Genomic DNA, 15,020 nt, shown 5'->3' on the forward strand with positions numbered 1-15,020 from the left:
TGTCTCAGTCTCTTGATTTATTAAATAGAAGTTAATTCTTTGTTTAAAGCAACTTCAACCGGTACATAATCATAGCCTAGGTCGCGTGCAACTGCTTCATACGTAATTGCGCCATTTGCTACGTTTACACCTAATTTAAGTGCTGGGTTTTCTTGAATTGCTTTATAAGCACCTTTAGATGCAATTTGTAAAGCGTATGGTACAGTTACGTTTGTAAGAGCAATTGTAGATGTACGAGGTACTGCACCTGGCATATTTGCAACAGCATAGTGAACTACACCGTGCTTTTCGTACGTTGGTTGATCGTGAGTAGTGATATGATCAACTGTTTCAACAATACCACCTTGGTCAATTGCTACGTCAACAATAACAGATCCTGGTTTCATTGATTGTACCATTTCTTCTGTTACAAGCTTAGGTGCTTTTGCACCTGGGATTAACACAGCGCCAATCAATAAGTCTGCTTGAGCAACAGCATCAGCGATGTTATAAGGGTTTGAAACCAGCGTATTGATTTGGTTTCCGAAAATGTCGTCTAATTGACGAAGGCGTTCAGGGCTTAGGTCAATAATTGTTACATCTGCACCAAGTCCGATTGCTAACTTAGCAGCATTTGTTCCAACAACACCGCCACCAATAATTGTTACTTTTCCGCGGCTTACTCCAGGTACGCCAGCTAATAGAATTCCTTTACCGCCGTTTGATTTTTGTAAGAATTGAGCACCGATTTGAGAAGCCATGCGTCCCGCTACTTCACTCATTGGTGTTAATAATGGCAACGTTCTGTTTACTGCAACTGTTTCATATGCGATAGCCGTGACACCTTTATCTTTAAGCGCTTGTGCTAAAGCAGGTTCTGCAGCTAAGTGTAAATAAGTAAATAAAATTAAACCTGGGCGGAAATAATCATATTCGCTAGGTAGAGGCTCTTTTACTTTCATGACCATTTCAGCTTGAGCCCAAACGTCAGCAGCTAATTCAACAATTTCTGCTCCAGCTTTCATGTAGTCTTCATTCGTAAATCCACTTCCGATTCCTGCTTCTGCTTCTACTAAGACACGATGACCTGTACCAACAAATGATGCTACTCCTGCAGGCGTAATCGCTACACGGTTTTCGTTGTTTTTAATTTCTTTTGGTACACCAATAATCATAATATGTTTCCTCCCTTAAAATAGACGAAATCTTATTTCTAGCTACAGTATATAAAAAACTTCTTTCTTTTTCTTTGTCAGGAAAAAAGAAATCAATCGTATTATTTTGTGAAAACACACAAATGGAAGCGTTTACTATTTTGATTTTTCTGATTATTTGTTAGTTGTTCTGACATAGGTTGGGTCTTTTGGTCTATCAATAAGCAAAGAGCCATCCTATATGCAGAATGGCTCTTTTACTTAATTTGATGGGTTATTTTTATATTTTTGTAATTTAATATCTAAATAAAGCGTAATTTTTTGGTTTGTATCTTTTAAGTTAATATCACCAATCTCTGAAATACGCTTTAAACGGTAACTTAAAGTATTAATGTGAACGTTTAAAACTTTAGCAGCATCGTTAATGTTGTTGTCTGAATCTAAAAATACTTCGAGTGTTTCCACTAAGGTACTATTGTGGCGCAAATCATACTCGTTTAATTTAGCTAATGAGTAATTTTCAAAGTGATCTTGCGTTCTTTTCTCTAGCAGTACATCTAAAAATTGATAGATCCCTAATTCTTGATAGCCTGCGATGTGGGCCGTTTCTTTCGGGAACTTTCTCTTAATGTTCAATACGTTTAGTGCTTCATTGTAACTTTTGGCGATATGATCATAAGAAGAATACATGCTGCTAAAGCTAGCTTCAATTTGCTCAATTGAGAACCTTTCTTTCATTGTATCTTTAAAGAATGTTACAAAACCATGCTGATCTTTTAATGGAGTTAAAATTGAATCCAAAGAAAGGAACAGAATAAGATCATTGCAATCAATTGTATATAGAATAATTTTCAAACGATGCATGGTTTTTAGTAAATAAGAAATTTGGCGTTCAGCTTCTGGCATAATATCTTCCTGAAATCGAAATACTGCAATTGAAAAAGACGTGGGTGGAGTAATTTGCGCATCATAAAAAGCTTGCGTGATATCCTCTTTTGACTCCATATGTCCTGTGAGCAGCTTCCAAAAAAACTCTTGTGAACGTTCTTCGCGCTTATATTTACGAATTTGAAGTTGAAGTAATTTATTGCGAAGTACGGTAGCAGCTTTTTTTAATAGAAGTAACTCTTCTTCATTTAAGGTTTTATCGACTTCTACAGCCCAAATAAAACCTAATACTTCGTCGTTTTTCCAAATTGAAATAGCTACACGATTCCCTAGTCCAATTTCATTGATATTTTCAACGCGAATAGGGTCATCCGTTTTTAATAATTGAGGAATAATACCTTCTTTCCACAAGTTATTAATTACTTTCTCGGGTACGCGTCGACCGATAATCGTTGCGATACGCGCCTGATCTGTCCGCTCGTCATGCGTACTATATGCCAAAAGACGGTGGTTCGAATCTTCAATAGTAATTGGGCATTGTAAAACTTCACTAATACGGTCTGCAAACTCTTCAAGTGTGTCAAAGTTTTCCTTAAATGGATCTCGAATCGGTTTGTTCATATTAAATCCCTCTTTAATAAAAATAATTACATATTGATTTATCATAAATCTTTTGATAATCTTTTGACTATTGATTAAAAACATTTTGTGAAAATAGACAAAAACAAACTATCCTTTTTAATGATTTTAACAAAAAAACTTGTCTGAGAAAATGTTAAAATTATATCAGGGAATCATTTATTAGAGCTTATTTAGAATGTAAGCGCTAACAGATGGGGAGGAAGCATCAATGGACATTCTAGATATTTTAGGGAAAATCAATGGAATTCTTTGGGGAACACCGAGCTTAATTCTTTTATTTGGGACAGGCTTATTTTTAACCTTTGCATTGAGGGGTTTACAGTTCCGTAAGTTGATGTATGCGTTCAAATTAGGATTTACAAAAGAAAAAGAAGAAGATGCAAAAGCTGAAGGTGATGTAAGTAATTTTAAAGCCTTGATGACAGCTTTGGCTGCAACAATTGGTAACGGTAATATCGCTGGTGTAGCCACGGCTATCACGTTAGGTGGCCCAGGGGCAATCTTCTGGATGTGGATTGTAGGTTTACTGGGTATGGCTACAAAGTACGCTGAAGCATTATTAGCAATGAAATTCCGTGTGAAAAATGATAAAGGTGAGTACTCAGGCGGTCCGATGTACTATGTGGAAAAAGGGCTGGGACCGAAATTTAAAATTTTGGCTATCGCATTTGCTCTTTTTGGAGCCTTTGCAGCATTAGGTATTGGAAACAGCGTTCAGTCTAATACCATTGCAAGCGTTGTAGATGAAAGCTTTGGTATTAGTGGAATTGTGACGGGAATCGTATTAGCGGTTTTAACAACTCTGATCATCTTTGGTGGTATTCAACGCATTAGTACCGTAGCAGGGTTTTTTGTACCGATGATGGCTTTACTATACATTGCAGGGTCATTATTAATTATTTTCTTAAACGTTGATAAAATTATTCCATCATTTGCATTGATTTTCGAATATGCATTTTCACCAGTAGCTGCAACAAGTGGATTTGTTGGTATCGCGGTTTCTGAAGCAATTCGTAGTGGGGTATCACGTGGAATCTTCTCAAATGAAGCCGGTTTAGGAACAGCAGCTTTAATTGCAGGAAATGCTCGGTCGGATCATCCGGTTAAACAAGCCCTTGTAGCGATGACGGGTACATTCATTGTCACCATCATCGTTTGTACGATGACGGGGTTAGTACTAATTATTACAGGCTTCTGGGATCCAACAGGAGGTGCTATCTCTGGTGTGGCGCATAATGCCAACTTAGATGGCGGAGCTTTAACTTCAGCAGCCTTTGCGTCGTCCTTAGGTCAAATTGGTGAATATATTGTTGCATTTTCTGTTATTTTTTTCGGATTCTCAACAATTGTAGGTTGGTATGTATACGGAGAAAAATGTTTTGAATATTTATTTGGTACGAAAGCAACAGGTCTTTATCGTACAATTTATGTAGCGGCTTGTGGCCTTGGAGCAGTAGCAAACTTAACGGTTGTTTGGGCGTTTGCAGATATGGCAAATGCGCTGATGATGATTCCAAACTTAATTGCTCTTGTGTTGTTATATAAGGTTGTTGTTCATGAAACAAACGATTATTTTGAAAATCATTACAAAGTAGCAACAATGAAAAAAGCAAGCTAATATTAAAAAGCGTCTGCATAAGCAGGCGCTTTCGTTTTTTTTTTAATACAACCATGGTACTATACAAATATGTATAATAGATGATATGAAGGTTGCTGCATTCTAGCTTGAATGTTTTTATGTGGTTCAGTTAAGATTAAAGTGACTAATTCATATTAAAAAACGAAGGGAAGAGAGAACATGACAAAGCAACAAATTGGTGTTATTGGCTTAGCGGTTATGGGGAAAAACCTTGCGCTAAACATTGAAAGCAGAGGCTATTCAGTATCTGTTTACAACCGCTCACCGGAGAAAACAGAAGAGTTTTTAAAATCCGAGGCAGAAGGTAAAAACTTTGTTGGTACATACAGTGTCGAAGAGTTTGTTAATTCTCTTGAAAAACCACGTAAAATTTTATTAATGGTTAAAGCTGGTGCAGCAACAGATGCAACAATTGATTCATTAAAACCATACCTTGAAAAAGGTGATATTTTAATTGACGGTGGTAACACATTCTTCCAAGATACAATTCGTCGAAATAAAGAATTAGAAGAGCTTGGTATTAACTTTGTTGGTACAGGCGTTTCAGGTGGAGAAGAAGGTGCGCTAAAAGGTCCTTCAATCATGCCTGGTGGTCAAAAAGAAGCTTACGAGTTAGTAGAGCCAATCTTAAAGTCTATCTCTGCTAAAGTAAACGGAGATGACTGCTGCACATACATCGGACCAAATGGTGCGGGTCACTATGTAAAAATGGTTCATAACGGAATTGAATATGGTGATATGCAACTGATTTCTGAAGCGTATTTCATTATGAAAAACGTTTTAGGTTTAGAAGCAGATGAATTACATGAGGTATTTGCTGAGTGGAATAAAGGAGAGCTAGATAGCTATCTTATCGAAATTACAGCTGATATCTTTACAAAAAAAGACGACGAAACAGGCAAGCCGCTTGTTGATGTGATCTTAGATACAGCAGGACAAAAAGGTACTGGTAAATGGACAAGCCAAAGCTCATTAGACTTAGGTGTGCCTCTACCAATCATCACAGAATCTGTATTTGCTCGTTTTATTTCAGCAATGAAAGAAGAGCGTGTAAAAGCAAGTAAAGTATTAAGTGGTCCAGAAGCAACTTCTTACGAAGGCGATAAAACAGAACTAATCGAAGCAATTCGAAAAGCGCTATATATGAGTAAAATTTGTTCATACGCACAAGGATTCGCTCAAATGAAAGCTGCGTCTGAAGAGTATGATTGGAATTTACAATATGGGGATATTGCGATGATCTTCCGCGGTGGTTGTATCATTCGTGCACAATTCCTACAAAAAATTAAAGAAGCATACGATCGTGATGCAGACTTAACAAACCTATTGTTAGACCCATACTTCAAAGACATCGTAGAAGGATATCAATCTGCGCTTCGTGAAGTTATTTCAATCGCGGTTAAGCAAGGTATTCCAGTGCCAAGTTTCTCAAGCGCGTTAGCTTACTATGACAGCTACCGTACAGAAACACTGCCAGCAAACCTTTTACAAGCGCAACGCGACTACTTTGGAGCTCATACGTACCAACGTATTGATAAAGAAGGCGTATTCCACACTGAGTGGTTAAAATAAGAAGAATAAATAAGAAAGGGGATTGCTGTTGAAAGCAATCCCTTTTCTCTATTCGACAAAGGACTTGTCGAATAAAAACGCAGCGAAATATTCGCTGCGTTTTTATTTATATTATTTATCGTTTGAGAAGTTACTTTCCCCAACAGGCCACCATTGGAAGCCTTCTTCAGCAAGAAGAGCATCTGATGCTTTTGGTCCCATTGAACCTGATTCATAGTTCGGGAAGTCTTTTGCTTTGTTTTGTTCCCAAGCTTCTGAAATAGTATCAACAAACTTCCATGATAGAGCAACTTCATCCCAATGTGTAAAGTTTGTTGCATCCCCAAGCATGCAATCGTAAATTAGGCGTTCATAAGCTTCTGGCGTATTCATCTTATCTCCGCAGTTGTTGCAGTAGTTAAGGTTAATTGGTGTAGAAGCCGTTGCTCCTGGTGTTTTACGCGCATTTAGGTGAAGAGTAATTCCTTCTTCTGGTTGAATATGAATTACAAGCAGGTTAGGGTGAATATCTTTACCACGATTGAAATATAAGTTCATTGGTAAATCTTTAAATTGAACAACAATCGTTGTTGCTTTTTCTTTCATGCGTTTACCTGTACGAATATAAATTGGCACACCAGCCCATCTAAAGTTGTCAATCATCAGTTTACCTGAAACGAATGTTGCAGTATTAGATTCTTCATCTACAGAATTTTCTTCACGGTAGCCAATTACTTCGTTTTCTTCCACGATACCTTTTCCATATTGGCCGCGTACAAAGTATTGATCTACCTCATCTATTGACATGGAACGAAGTGCGCGTAATACTTTTACCTTTTCGCTACGAATTTCTTCTGGTGTTAGTTTAATTGGTGGCTCCATAGCTAATAAAGCAACCATTTGTAAGATATGGTTTTGAACCATGTCACGTAGTGCACCTGAAGATTCGTAATAGCGTCCACGATCTTCTACACCAAGCGTTTCACTTGATGTAATTTGGATATTTGAAATATATTGGTTGTTCCAAAGTGGCTCAAATAAAGCATTTGCAAAGCGAATGACTTCGATGTTTTGAACCATTTCTTTTCCAAGGTAGTGGTCAATACGATAAATTTGATCTTCAGAGAAAGCGTGACGAATTTGTTCGTTAAGCTCTTTAGCAGATTGATAATCGTGACCAAATGGCTTTTCAATTACTAGACGGCTCCAGCCTTCAGTAGCTGTTAAGCCTTCATTTTTTAAATTAGACGCAATTGTTCCAAAGAATTCTGGGGCCATTGCTAAATAGAAAATGCGATTTCCAGGAACGTTATATTGTGTATCAAGCTCTTCTGTTAATGTTTTTAACTCTTGATAAGATTCTACGTTTGTAACGTCAAATGGCTGGTAGTAGAAGTGTGAAGCAAACTTATCAATATCAGTGTCTTCTGTTTGCAGATTACCCACAGACTTTTTAACATTTTCACGCAACTCTTCGTTTGTCCATGGTCTTCTGGCTACTCCAACAACTGCAAAATCTTCGGATAGTTTATTTTCTCTGTATAAGCGGAAAATAGATGGAAATAGTTTGCGTTTTGCTAAATCACCTGTAGCTCCAAAAATTACAATAATTGATTTTGGTTGTTCATTTGTCATTGCTTCTAGACCCTCTCTTTATCAAAATTACGTTTAGTGTACGCTAATATATCTAATATAAAATTGTAACGATTTATAAATGGTAAAGCAAATCTATATGATTTGTAGTTATTATTCCATGTTTTGAATGAGTTTAAAAGTATTTTGTTTGGTAAATGAAAAAAGCTACGCCAATTGAATGGCGGTAGCTAAGTTTTGAAAGCGCTATCTGTATTGATATAATGCACCTAATGATTTTTTACCATCTAAAAAAGAATGCGAAGAGTCCGTATATAAAAAAATTGGACAATGTTCTAGCAAAGGGTGCTTTTGAAAGAATAATTTTTCAGAATGATATAGGGTATTTAAATAGACAGGCAAAATTTCTAAGAGGTGAATATAACGCTCTAGTGCTGCATCTTCTGAAATAGTATGGTCAATATAAAAATAAAGTGAAAGTGAATAGAAGCCTTTATTAAATAAAAAAGACGCCAAGCATTCATTACGACTTTTGCTGATATGATCGTAGGCAAATTCTAAACCGACGTAAATGGATGGTATTGACGATTGATGAGATGGGAAAATGGTATATTTTCGAGGAATCATCGGTTCGGTAGGTGTAATTCCTAATCCATATGTGACATCTACTTGGCGGGGACTAGCAATTATCATATAAACCCCTCCTTATATGAAAAGATGCACTCCTTATAGTGTATACAAAAGCGACTTGAACATGACTTCAACTGGAGAGATATGGTGATTATAATGTGCTCTTCACTGAAAGTGTAGAGTTTAGGTACAATAACAAAAGAGTGAATGGTTACACAATGATTAAATATGAAGGGAACGAATGGGATGTCTATTTTAAAAAATGATTGGAATGAGTTATTAAAGGCAGAATTCGAAAAGGAATATTATATCCAACTTCGTCAATTCCTTGTAAATGAATATAATAGTGAAACTGTATATCCTGAACGTTATGATATTTTTAACGCTCTACATTATACCCCTTACAAGGATGTTAAGGTTTTATTATTGGGTCAAGACCCTTATCACGGACCTGGTCAAGCTCACGGTTTAAGCTTTTCAGTTCAGCCCGGAGTGAAAACGCCGCCTTCACTTGTCAATATTTATAAAGAATTACATCAAGAGCTTGGTTGTGAAATTCCCAATAATGGATATTTGATTAAATGGGCTAAGCAGGGAGTGTTGCTTTTAAACACGGTATTAACGGTTCGACGCAGCGAACCGAATTCCCATAAAGGAAAAGGGTGGGAGATTTTCACAGATCGCATTATTGAACTGGTTGCACAAAAAGAGGAACCCGTGGTGTTCTTACTTTGGGGTAAGCATGCGCAAGCCAAGAAAAGCTTAATTACGGGAAATCACCATTTAATTTTAGAGAGTCCTCATCCAAGTCCATTCTCTGCTAACCGTGGATTTTTTGGCAATAATCATTTTCGCTTAACGAATGATTTTTTACAAAAGCATGAGTGTACGCCAATTGATTGGCAAATTGATAACATCAAATCGTGAACATTTATCGAACTACAATTGAATCATCGCTCAGCCTGTGAATTTTTGATAAACTATAAACAGATTAGATTCGCAATGGGCAAAGTAAAAGAGGTGAAATAATGGAAATAAAGTTAGAACAGCTATTAGATAAAATGAGCGCAGAGCTAGCAAAAGCGAAACAAGAAGCGCATCATTCTGCTCGTGTGAGAGATCAATTAATTGCAATTAAAACATTATGTGAACTGGCATTAACGGATGGAAATTCTTCTTCAGTACAACCAACGACTCCATCAAGCGTTGTTATGCCTTCACAAATTCAAGCTCAGCCTTCGATGCAACAACAAATTATTCAATCATCTACGCAAAATTTTGAAGGGAAAAAGCTTGCTTCAGACGATGCTAACGGGGATAGCTTATTTGATTTTTAAAAAAGGAGTAGAGACATGAAAATCTTTGTTATTTTAGGTGCTATTAATGCAGCTTTAGCTGTTGCGTTAGGTGCATTCGGCGCTCACGGTTTAGAAGGTAAGATATCGGAGAAATATTTAGAGGTATGGAAAACAGGCGTCCAGTATCATATGTTTCATGCTATTGGTTTATTCGTAGTCGCTCTTTTACTTGCAAAAGCTCCTCAGTCATCATTGTTGTCAACGTCAGGTTGGCTTATGATGGCTGGTATTATATTATTTTCAGGTAGCTTATATGTTTTAAGTATATCCGGAATTAAGGTACTAGGTGCCATAACGCCTCTGGGTGGAGTGGCTTTCATCACAGCGTGGATATTGATTGTTATTGCAGCCTTAAAGTGGTGAAAAAAAGGCCCCTAGCGTTCAGCTAGGGGCCTTTTATCTATTATCGAGGTGAATAGTTGCTTAATGGAGGTCCGCTACTGTTAAATGGATAGGTATACTGAATTTCCTCATCGAACGTAATATAATCTAAGTAAACCATTAATAGTAAGTAGCGTTTCCCTGTTTGTGGATCACTTAAGATCAAGTGGTCACGCCCAGCAGCTTCAATAATACCTTTAAAGACTTTAGCGTTCCATTGGTTATTATTTTCAAATGTCATATAAACCGTTGCAACTTTTCCGCGGTTTAGACGCAAAATGTTTTCAATATATGACTCTTCTAGTGGTAGCTGACCAGGGTCTTGAGGCGCCCCTGATCCTCCGGAAGGAATTTGAGGAGGCATTTGTCCCGATGGACTTTGTTGCTGACCTCCACCAACTCCTTGTGGCTGTTGATAAGGCGTATAGTAAGGATAGTTATAGCTCATATATGGGTTTTGCATATAAGGCTGGGTCTGATTTTGATTACCTTTTGGCTTTTTCATAGTACCCTCCTTTAATTCTACATGTATTTAGTAAACGCTCGGACAATCTGCTCGAGTTGGTGCAAAAAAGCAATGAGACTTGAATCTTCCGGTATTTGGTTGGTTATACCATGTAGCGGGACAGCTGCCGCCTGGTTTAAAAAACCATAGAGAATTCGTAGCTGGTGAAAATCTTTCTCCTCTTAATGCACGGCGAGCTAAATCAATTTCTGCTTGCCGTGCACGCTGATAAAAATATCCTTTCTGCGTGGCTTCAAAGCCTCCAGGGCTTTGGAAGACCATCTGTCTAATAGTTCGAATATTTTTAAAGTCTAAACAAGAGGCTCTTGCTCGGTTAACACCCACATTACCTACAAGGAGCATTCCTTGTTTTCCTTCACCTTCAGCTTCAGCTCGAAGAAGTCTGGCTAGAAGCTTAACATCTTCTTCGGTGTGCGCGACAACCGCCATTTCCTCACCTCACTTACCTGTGACGCTATTGTATGTATATGAATAAAAGAAGAGAATATGACCATAAAAAAGGCACAAAAAATGCTTCCCCTAATGAGAGGGGAAGCAAAAAGGTTTAGACTGAAAGGAAATGACTGAATCGATCAATTTCAAGTAAGTTACCAACAAAGAAGCTACCAAATTCTCCGTAGCGTGCACTTACCTCATCAAATCTCATTTCATATACGAGTTTTTTAAATTGTAATACGTCATCAGCGAATAGCGTAACGCCCCATTCGTAGTCATCAAAGCCAACAGAGCCCGTAATGATTTGTTTTACTTTACCTGCATATTGACGACCAATCATGCCGTGACTACGCATTAAGCTACGACGCTCTTCCATCGGTAACATGTACCAGTTGTCGTTACCTTGACGGCGCTTATCCATTGGATAGAAGCAAACATACTTCGATTTTGGAAGAGTCGGGTATAAGCGTGCACGGATATGTGGATTTTCATACGGATCTTCACCTGCTGGTAAGTAGTTACTTAGCTCAACAACGGATACATACGAGTAAGCTGGCACAGTAAATTCTGCTAGCTTTGTTTTATTAAATTCATTTTCAATTTCATTTAATTCTTCCATTGTTGGACGTACAAGCATGATCATAAAATCTGCTTTTTGACCGACAATACTATATAGTGCATGACTTCCTTCAGCTGCATTTTCCGTACTTGTCCATTTTTCTGTTAAAGCTAAAAATTCATGGATAGCTGTTTCGCGTTCTTCATTTGATAACTGTTTCCATGCTGTCCAATTAATTGTTCGAAAATCATGAAGAGCATACCATCCATCTAGTGTTTGAGCTGCTTCTGCCATATTCTTTCACTCCTAAATTACAGTATAATGACTTCTAGTTTTACTATATCATAGTTTATCCGAATGATCGGATTGAAAAACTCATGAATTGTGATTAAAAAAGCACAATTTACGCTATGATAAAAGGGAAGTTGAAAGTATATTTAATTGAATTTTAGGAATTTAAAGACTTTTTATGGTTATCAAATTGTTAAAGGACATGCCTTTGATTTTTTTTCGAAGTGGAGTATCCTATTACGTGGAAACTGTTTTTTAACATATTGAGGAGGACTTAGTTTGAGCAATTTATTTACTGGTTTAAAAGAAAAGGTATCTGCAAGCAATGTATCAATCGTATTCCCAGAAGGTTTAGATGAGCGTGTTCTTGGAGCGGTAGCTCGTTTGGCTGCAGATAAAGTCGTAACGCCAATCGTTGTTGGAAACGAAGAAGAAGTACAAGCTAAAGCAAAAAGCTTGAACTTAATTTTAGATGGAGTGCAAATCTTTGATCCTCATAACTACGATGGATTTGATGAAATGGTAGCTTCATTTGTAGAACGTCGTAAAGGAAAAGCGACTGAAGAAGCGGCGCGTAAAATTTTATTAGACGAAAATTACTTCGGCACAATGCTTGTTCATATGGGTAAAGCAGATGGCCTTGTAAGCGGAGCTGCACATTCAACAGCTGATACAGTGCGTCCAGCGCTACAAATTATTAAAACAAGAGAAGGCGTAACAAAAACATCAGGCGTATTCATCATGGTTCGTGGTGACGAGAAGTACGTATTTGCTGACTGTGCAATTAACATTTCGCCAAACAGCCAAGACTTAGCTGAAATTGCAATTGAAAGTGCACGCACAGCTAACATGTTTGATGTAGATCCACGTGTTGCAATGCTTAGCTTCTCAACAAAAGGATCAGCTAAATCACCGGAAACTGAAAAAGTAGCGGAAGCTGTTAAAATTGCAAAAGAGATGGCGCCAAGCCTAACTTTAGACGGTGAATTCCAGTTTGATGCAGCATTTGTACCATCTGTTGCTGAAAAGAAAGCACCGGGTTCAGATATAAAAGGTGATGCAAACGTATTTGTATTCCCAAGTCTTGAAGCTGGTAATATTGGATACAAAATCGCTCAACGCTTAGGTAATTTTGAAGCGGTTGGTCCTATTCTTCAAGGTTTAAACAAGCCGGTTAACGACCTTTCACGTGGTTGTAACGAAGAGGATGTATACAAATTAGCTTTAATTACAGCTGCTCAAGCACTGTAAAAGCATAAAAAAACGCCGTTAAACGGCGTTTTTTTATGCTTTTAGAACAGAACCTAGTGCTTTTTCATTTCGGTCATACATTCGCTGTAGCTGTGTATCAAACAATTCAAGTTCCGCTGCTTGTAGGGGAATCATTTCTAACGAAGCTCCGGTGGATTGTAATGTTTGGAGCGTTAGCATCATTAGATCGCTTACGGTTAATTCAACGTTTAACAGCTGTGAAAGAGAAGCCATTGTCTCTGGAACAATCGTTGGGTATGTAAACTTTGTCTCAGCTTCTTGTAGGCCTCTTTTGTAAAATTCTTTAATAACACTGGCTCTTTTTGCTCCATCACCTGATACGCAGAGATAAATCTGTACAGCTACTCCACCTCGTACACGACGCTGTGAGATACCTGCAAATTTTTGACCATCGATGCTCAAGTCGTAGCTTCCAGGACAGTACGAACCGACAATTTCTTTTGCTTCAATATCAGTTGTGTGAGAAGCAAACATCGCTTTAATTAAATCAAACATCGCATCATATCCTCGGTCGATATCAATGCCTTTTTCTGCATCCGGAAAGATAAGTGAAATGTTCAGTACGCCTTCATCAAGTACGACGGCTAGCCCTCCAGAGTTACGAACAATTGGTTTATAGCCTTGTTCTTGCAAATAGTGAATGCCCTCGGCTAAATGCGGTAGCTTTGTGTCTTGGATACCAAGAACAATCGTATCGTGATGCACCCAAGAGCGAACCGTAGCTGGAGACGCGTTTCTTCCAACACTTGTGCAAAGCGTATCATCTATCGCGAAAGATTGCTTTGCATCAAAGCCCGGACCTAAGCTTGATTGATCAATGATGCGCCATTTTGGCTGTAGTAAAAGATTTGGTTTATATATAGACATGTTCCATAACTCCTTTATGAAGTAAACGAACATATTATAGCACATTTAAACGTTAGGGTTTGGTATGCCTCAGGTTATAACCCATGAAAAAAGGTGGCATAGGAATGCCGCCTTTGGATTGGTATTATTCAGCTAATTTTTCTAAATTCCCGTTGCGATCCATTTTAAATGAAGTCGCTGAGCGATCCTCTTCATCAAATAACACCAGTTTGCGAGCACGGTTCATGATTTGCATCAATGTTTCATAGTCTTCTTGAATAGTAGTAGCATTTGCTTCAAGTTGAGTTACTTGTTTTTCAAGCTCTTGGATTTTACGATGTAGGTCATCATTTTCCTTACGTAAACGAGAATTCTCATGTTGAATTGCTTGTATGTTTCCAGTTTGGCCTCTAAATGTTTCTAAATAGCGGATGACTACGTCAATCGATAAATCGTTGTTAGAAGTTGTTATAGTAGGGGAAGAGACTGGGATTGCCTCGTACACTTCCTCTGTAACATTTTCTATACTTGGTGTAGGTGGTGTATATAAAAGCTTTTTCTTACCTTGTTCTTGTCCGAGGGCACGCATGCGTTGCTTACGCTGTTTTTTCGCGAGCTGGAGCGCTTTTTCATACTGATGTCTTACCACGGCATTCCAGCGAAATCCGCAAGCCGCAGACGTACGATTTAGTTCATCTCCAACTTCTTCAAACGCGTTTAACTGAGTGCTTCCTTCTCTTACATGTCTTAAAACTGTTTCTGCTAAAAGTAAATCATTTTCTTCTGTCCACGCATCTTGTCTATCTTTCACGTATTTCACTCCTCATTTTTATATGATTGGTAGCTACCATGTTTTGTAGTATTCAGTATGTACAGATTAGCGTATAGTTATACTATTTTTTCTAGAAGTATGATAGATTTTGGCATTTTTCGAAACTTGCACTCCTATGCAAATAGCGGTAAAATACCCTTTAGGCAAAAAAAGATATGTGTAAGCACTTTTGAAAGGATTGTGTCAGCATGGCAAATGAATTTAGAATTTGTGATGATTGTCAGGCAACAAATGTGAAGACGTTGTTACCTCGACTTCAAAAAATAGATGCATGTGCAGATGTGAAAGTGGGCTGTCAATCGTACTGTGGTCCAGGACGTAAAAAATCATTTGCATTTGTAAATAATCGCCCTGTAGCTGCACCAACAGAGGACGAGCTAATTGAAAAAATTGAGAAAAAACTAAACAAATAAAATAAAATCACCTTTGTTCGGGACTGACCCC

16 protein-coding genes are annotated in these 15,020 nt (G+C 37.8%); 7 read left to right on the top strand and 9 right to left on the bottom strand.

What is annotated here, in order from left to right; genetic code table 11:
* Positions 1-20: 20 nt before the first annotated feature.
* On the bottom strand, positions 21-1,154 hold the full coding sequence (gene ald, locus BFL01S_RS15190) for an alanine dehydrogenase (protein ID WP_061786190.1): 1,134 nt from the start codon (positions 1,152-1,154) through the stop codon (positions 21-23).
* Positions 1,155-1,394: 240 nt separating this feature from the next.
* A complete protein-coding gene (locus tag BFL01S_RS15195; RefSeq protein WP_061786191.1) occupies positions 1,395-2,642 on the bottom strand; it encodes a PucR family transcriptional regulator in 1,248 nt (415 codons plus the stop codon).
* A gap of 229 nt (positions 2,643-2,871) precedes the next feature.
* On the opposite strand from BFL01S_RS15195, the gene BFL01S_RS15200 reads away from it, so the two are divergent.
* Both BFL01S_RS15200 and gnd read left to right on the top strand, forming a co-directional pair.
* Entirely contained in the window at positions 2,872-4,281 is a 1,410-nt protein-coding gene (locus tag BFL01S_RS15200; RefSeq protein WP_025910296.1) for an alanine/glycine:cation symporter family protein, read from the top strand.
* Between the two features lie 180 nt (positions 4,282-4,461).
* Positions 4,462-5,874, top strand: a complete 1,413-nt coding sequence (gnd, locus tag BFL01S_RS15205; protein WP_025910295.1) for an NADP-dependent phosphogluconate dehydrogenase — start codon at positions 4,462-4,464, stop codon at positions 5,872-5,874.
* Positions 5,875-5,985: 111 nt separating this feature from the next.
* Here gnd and zwf read toward each other — a convergent pair whose 3' ends face one another.
* Positions 5,986-7,488, bottom strand: coding sequence for a glucose-6-phosphate dehydrogenase (zwf, locus tag BFL01S_RS15210; RefSeq protein ID WP_025908700.1), 1,503 nt, complete (start codon positions 7,486-7,488; stop codon positions 5,986-5,988).
* Between the two features lie 204 nt (positions 7,489-7,692).
* On the bottom strand, positions 7,693-8,139 hold the full coding sequence (locus BFL01S_RS15215; RefSeq protein WP_025908701.1) for a staygreen family protein: 447 nt from the start codon (positions 8,137-8,139) through the stop codon (positions 7,693-7,695).
* 183 nt (positions 8,140-8,322) lie between these two features.
* Between BFL01S_RS15215 and BFL01S_RS15220 the strand changes: the two genes are divergently transcribed.
* The 3 genes from BFL01S_RS15220 to BFL01S_RS15230 all read left to right on the top strand — a co-directional run bounded on the left by BFL01S_RS15220 (position 8,323) and on the right by BFL01S_RS15230 (position 9,797).
* On the top strand, positions 8,323-9,003 hold the full coding sequence (locus BFL01S_RS15220) for a uracil-DNA glycosylase (protein WP_025908702.1): 681 nt from the start codon (positions 8,323-8,325) through the stop codon (positions 9,001-9,003).
* Between the two features lie 101 nt (positions 9,004-9,104).
* Positions 9,105-9,413: a YwdI family protein gene (locus BFL01S_RS15225; RefSeq protein ID WP_061786192.1), complete on the top strand. Its 309-nt coding sequence runs from the start codon at positions 9,105-9,107 to the stop codon at positions 9,411-9,413.
* A 15-nt stretch (positions 9,414-9,428) separates the two neighbouring features.
* Positions 9,429-9,797: a DUF423 domain-containing protein gene (locus BFL01S_RS15230; RefSeq protein WP_025908704.1), complete on the top strand. Its 369-nt coding sequence runs from the start codon at positions 9,429-9,431 to the stop codon at positions 9,795-9,797.
* Between the two features lie 40 nt (positions 9,798-9,837).
* Here BFL01S_RS15230 and gerQ read toward each other — a convergent pair whose 3' ends face one another.
* From gerQ to hemQ, 3 genes are all read right to left on the bottom strand, one after another.
* On the bottom strand, positions 9,838-10,320 hold the full coding sequence (gene gerQ, locus BFL01S_RS15235; protein ID WP_061786193.1) for a spore coat protein GerQ: 483 nt from the start codon (positions 10,318-10,320) through the stop codon (positions 9,838-9,840).
* Between the two features lie 27 nt (positions 10,321-10,347).
* Positions 10,348-10,770, bottom strand: coding sequence for a cell wall hydrolase (locus BFL01S_RS15240; RefSeq protein WP_061786194.1), 423 nt, complete (start codon positions 10,768-10,770; stop codon positions 10,348-10,350).
* A 115-nt stretch (positions 10,771-10,885) separates the two neighbouring features.
* On the bottom strand, positions 10,886-11,629 hold the full coding sequence (gene hemQ, locus BFL01S_RS15245) for a hydrogen peroxide-dependent heme synthase (RefSeq protein ID WP_025908706.1): 744 nt from the start codon (positions 11,627-11,629) through the stop codon (positions 10,886-10,888).
* Positions 11,630-11,905: 276 nt separating this feature from the next.
* Here hemQ and pta point away from each other — a divergent pair, with 276 nt between their 5' ends.
* Positions 11,906-12,877, top strand: coding sequence for a phosphate acetyltransferase (gene pta, locus BFL01S_RS15250; RefSeq protein WP_025908707.1), 972 nt, complete (start codon positions 11,906-11,908; stop codon positions 12,875-12,877).
* A 33-nt stretch (positions 12,878-12,910) separates the two neighbouring features.
* On the opposite strand, the gene lipL is transcribed toward pta, so the two are convergent.
* Positions 12,911-13,765 carry an octanoyl-[GcvH]:protein N-octanoyltransferase gene (gene lipL / locus BFL01S_RS15255; RefSeq protein ID WP_061786195.1) on the bottom strand — a complete coding sequence of 285 codons (855 nt, stop codon included), beginning with the start codon at positions 13,763-13,765 and terminating at the stop codon, positions 12,911-12,913.
* A gap of 124 nt (positions 13,766-13,889) precedes the next feature.
* The gene (locus BFL01S_RS15260; RefSeq protein WP_061786196.1) at positions 13,890-14,555 is read right to left on the bottom strand and encodes an RsfA family transcriptional regulator; all 666 of its coding nucleotides are present in this window, start codon (positions 14,553-14,555) and stop codon (positions 13,890-13,892) included.
* 209 nt (positions 14,556-14,764) lie between these two features.
* On the opposite strand from BFL01S_RS15260, the gene BFL01S_RS15265 reads away from it, so the two are divergent.
* Entirely contained in the window at positions 14,765-14,989 is a 225-nt protein-coding gene (locus tag BFL01S_RS15265; RefSeq protein WP_025908710.1) for a YuzB family protein, read from the top strand.
* Positions 14,990-15,020 lie beyond the last annotated feature (31 nt).

It is taken from the genome of Priestia flexa NBRC 15715, assembly GCF_001591565.1.
Classification (GTDB): Bacteria; Bacillota; Bacilli; order Bacillales; family Bacillaceae_H; genus Priestia; species Priestia flexa.

Coding starts and splice junctions, on each gene's coding strand:
- lipL (WP_061786195.1), bottom strand. CDS start 13,765: ATGTCTATATATAAACCAAATCTTTTACTACAGCCAAAATGGCGCATC.
- ald (WP_061786190.1), bottom strand. CDS start 1,154: ATGATTATTGGTGTACCAAAAGAAATTAAAAACAACGAAAACCGTGTA.
- BFL01S_RS15220 (WP_025908702.1), top strand. CDS start 8,323: ATGTCTATTTTAAAAAATGATTGGAATGAGTTATTAAAGGCAGAATTC.
- BFL01S_RS15200 (WP_025910296.1), top strand. CDS start 2,872: ATGGACATTCTAGATATTTTAGGGAAAATCAATGGAATTCTTTGGGGA.
- BFL01S_RS15215 (WP_025908701.1), bottom strand. CDS start 8,139: ATGATAATTGCTAGTCCCCGCCAAGTAGATGTCACATATGGATTAGGA.
- BFL01S_RS15195 (WP_061786191.1), bottom strand. CDS start 2,642: ATGAACAAACCGATTCGAGATCCATTTAAGGAAAACTTTGACACACTT.
- gnd (WP_025910295.1), top strand. CDS start 4,462: ATGACAAAGCAACAAATTGGTGTTATTGGCTTAGCGGTTATGGGGAAA.
- BFL01S_RS15240 (WP_061786194.1), bottom strand. CDS start 10,770: ATGGCGGTTGTCGCGCACACCGAAGAAGATGTTAAGCTTCTAGCCAGA.
- zwf (WP_025908700.1), bottom strand. CDS start 7,488: ATGACAAATGAACAACCAAAATCAATTATTGTAATTTTTGGAGCTACA.
- BFL01S_RS15265 (WP_025908710.1), top strand. CDS start 14,765: ATGGCAAATGAATTTAGAATTTGTGATGATTGTCAGGCAACAAATGTG.
- hemQ (WP_025908706.1), bottom strand. CDS start 11,629: ATGGCAGAAGCAGCTCAAACACTAGATGGATGGTATGCTCTTCATGAT.
- BFL01S_RS15230 (WP_025908704.1), top strand. CDS start 9,429: ATGAAAATCTTTGTTATTTTAGGTGCTATTAATGCAGCTTTAGCTGTT.
- BFL01S_RS15225 (WP_061786192.1), top strand. CDS start 9,105: ATGGAAATAAAGTTAGAACAGCTATTAGATAAAATGAGCGCAGAGCTA.
- gerQ (WP_061786193.1), bottom strand. CDS start 10,320: ATGAAAAAGCCAAAAGGTAATCAAAATCAGACCCAGCCTTATATGCAA.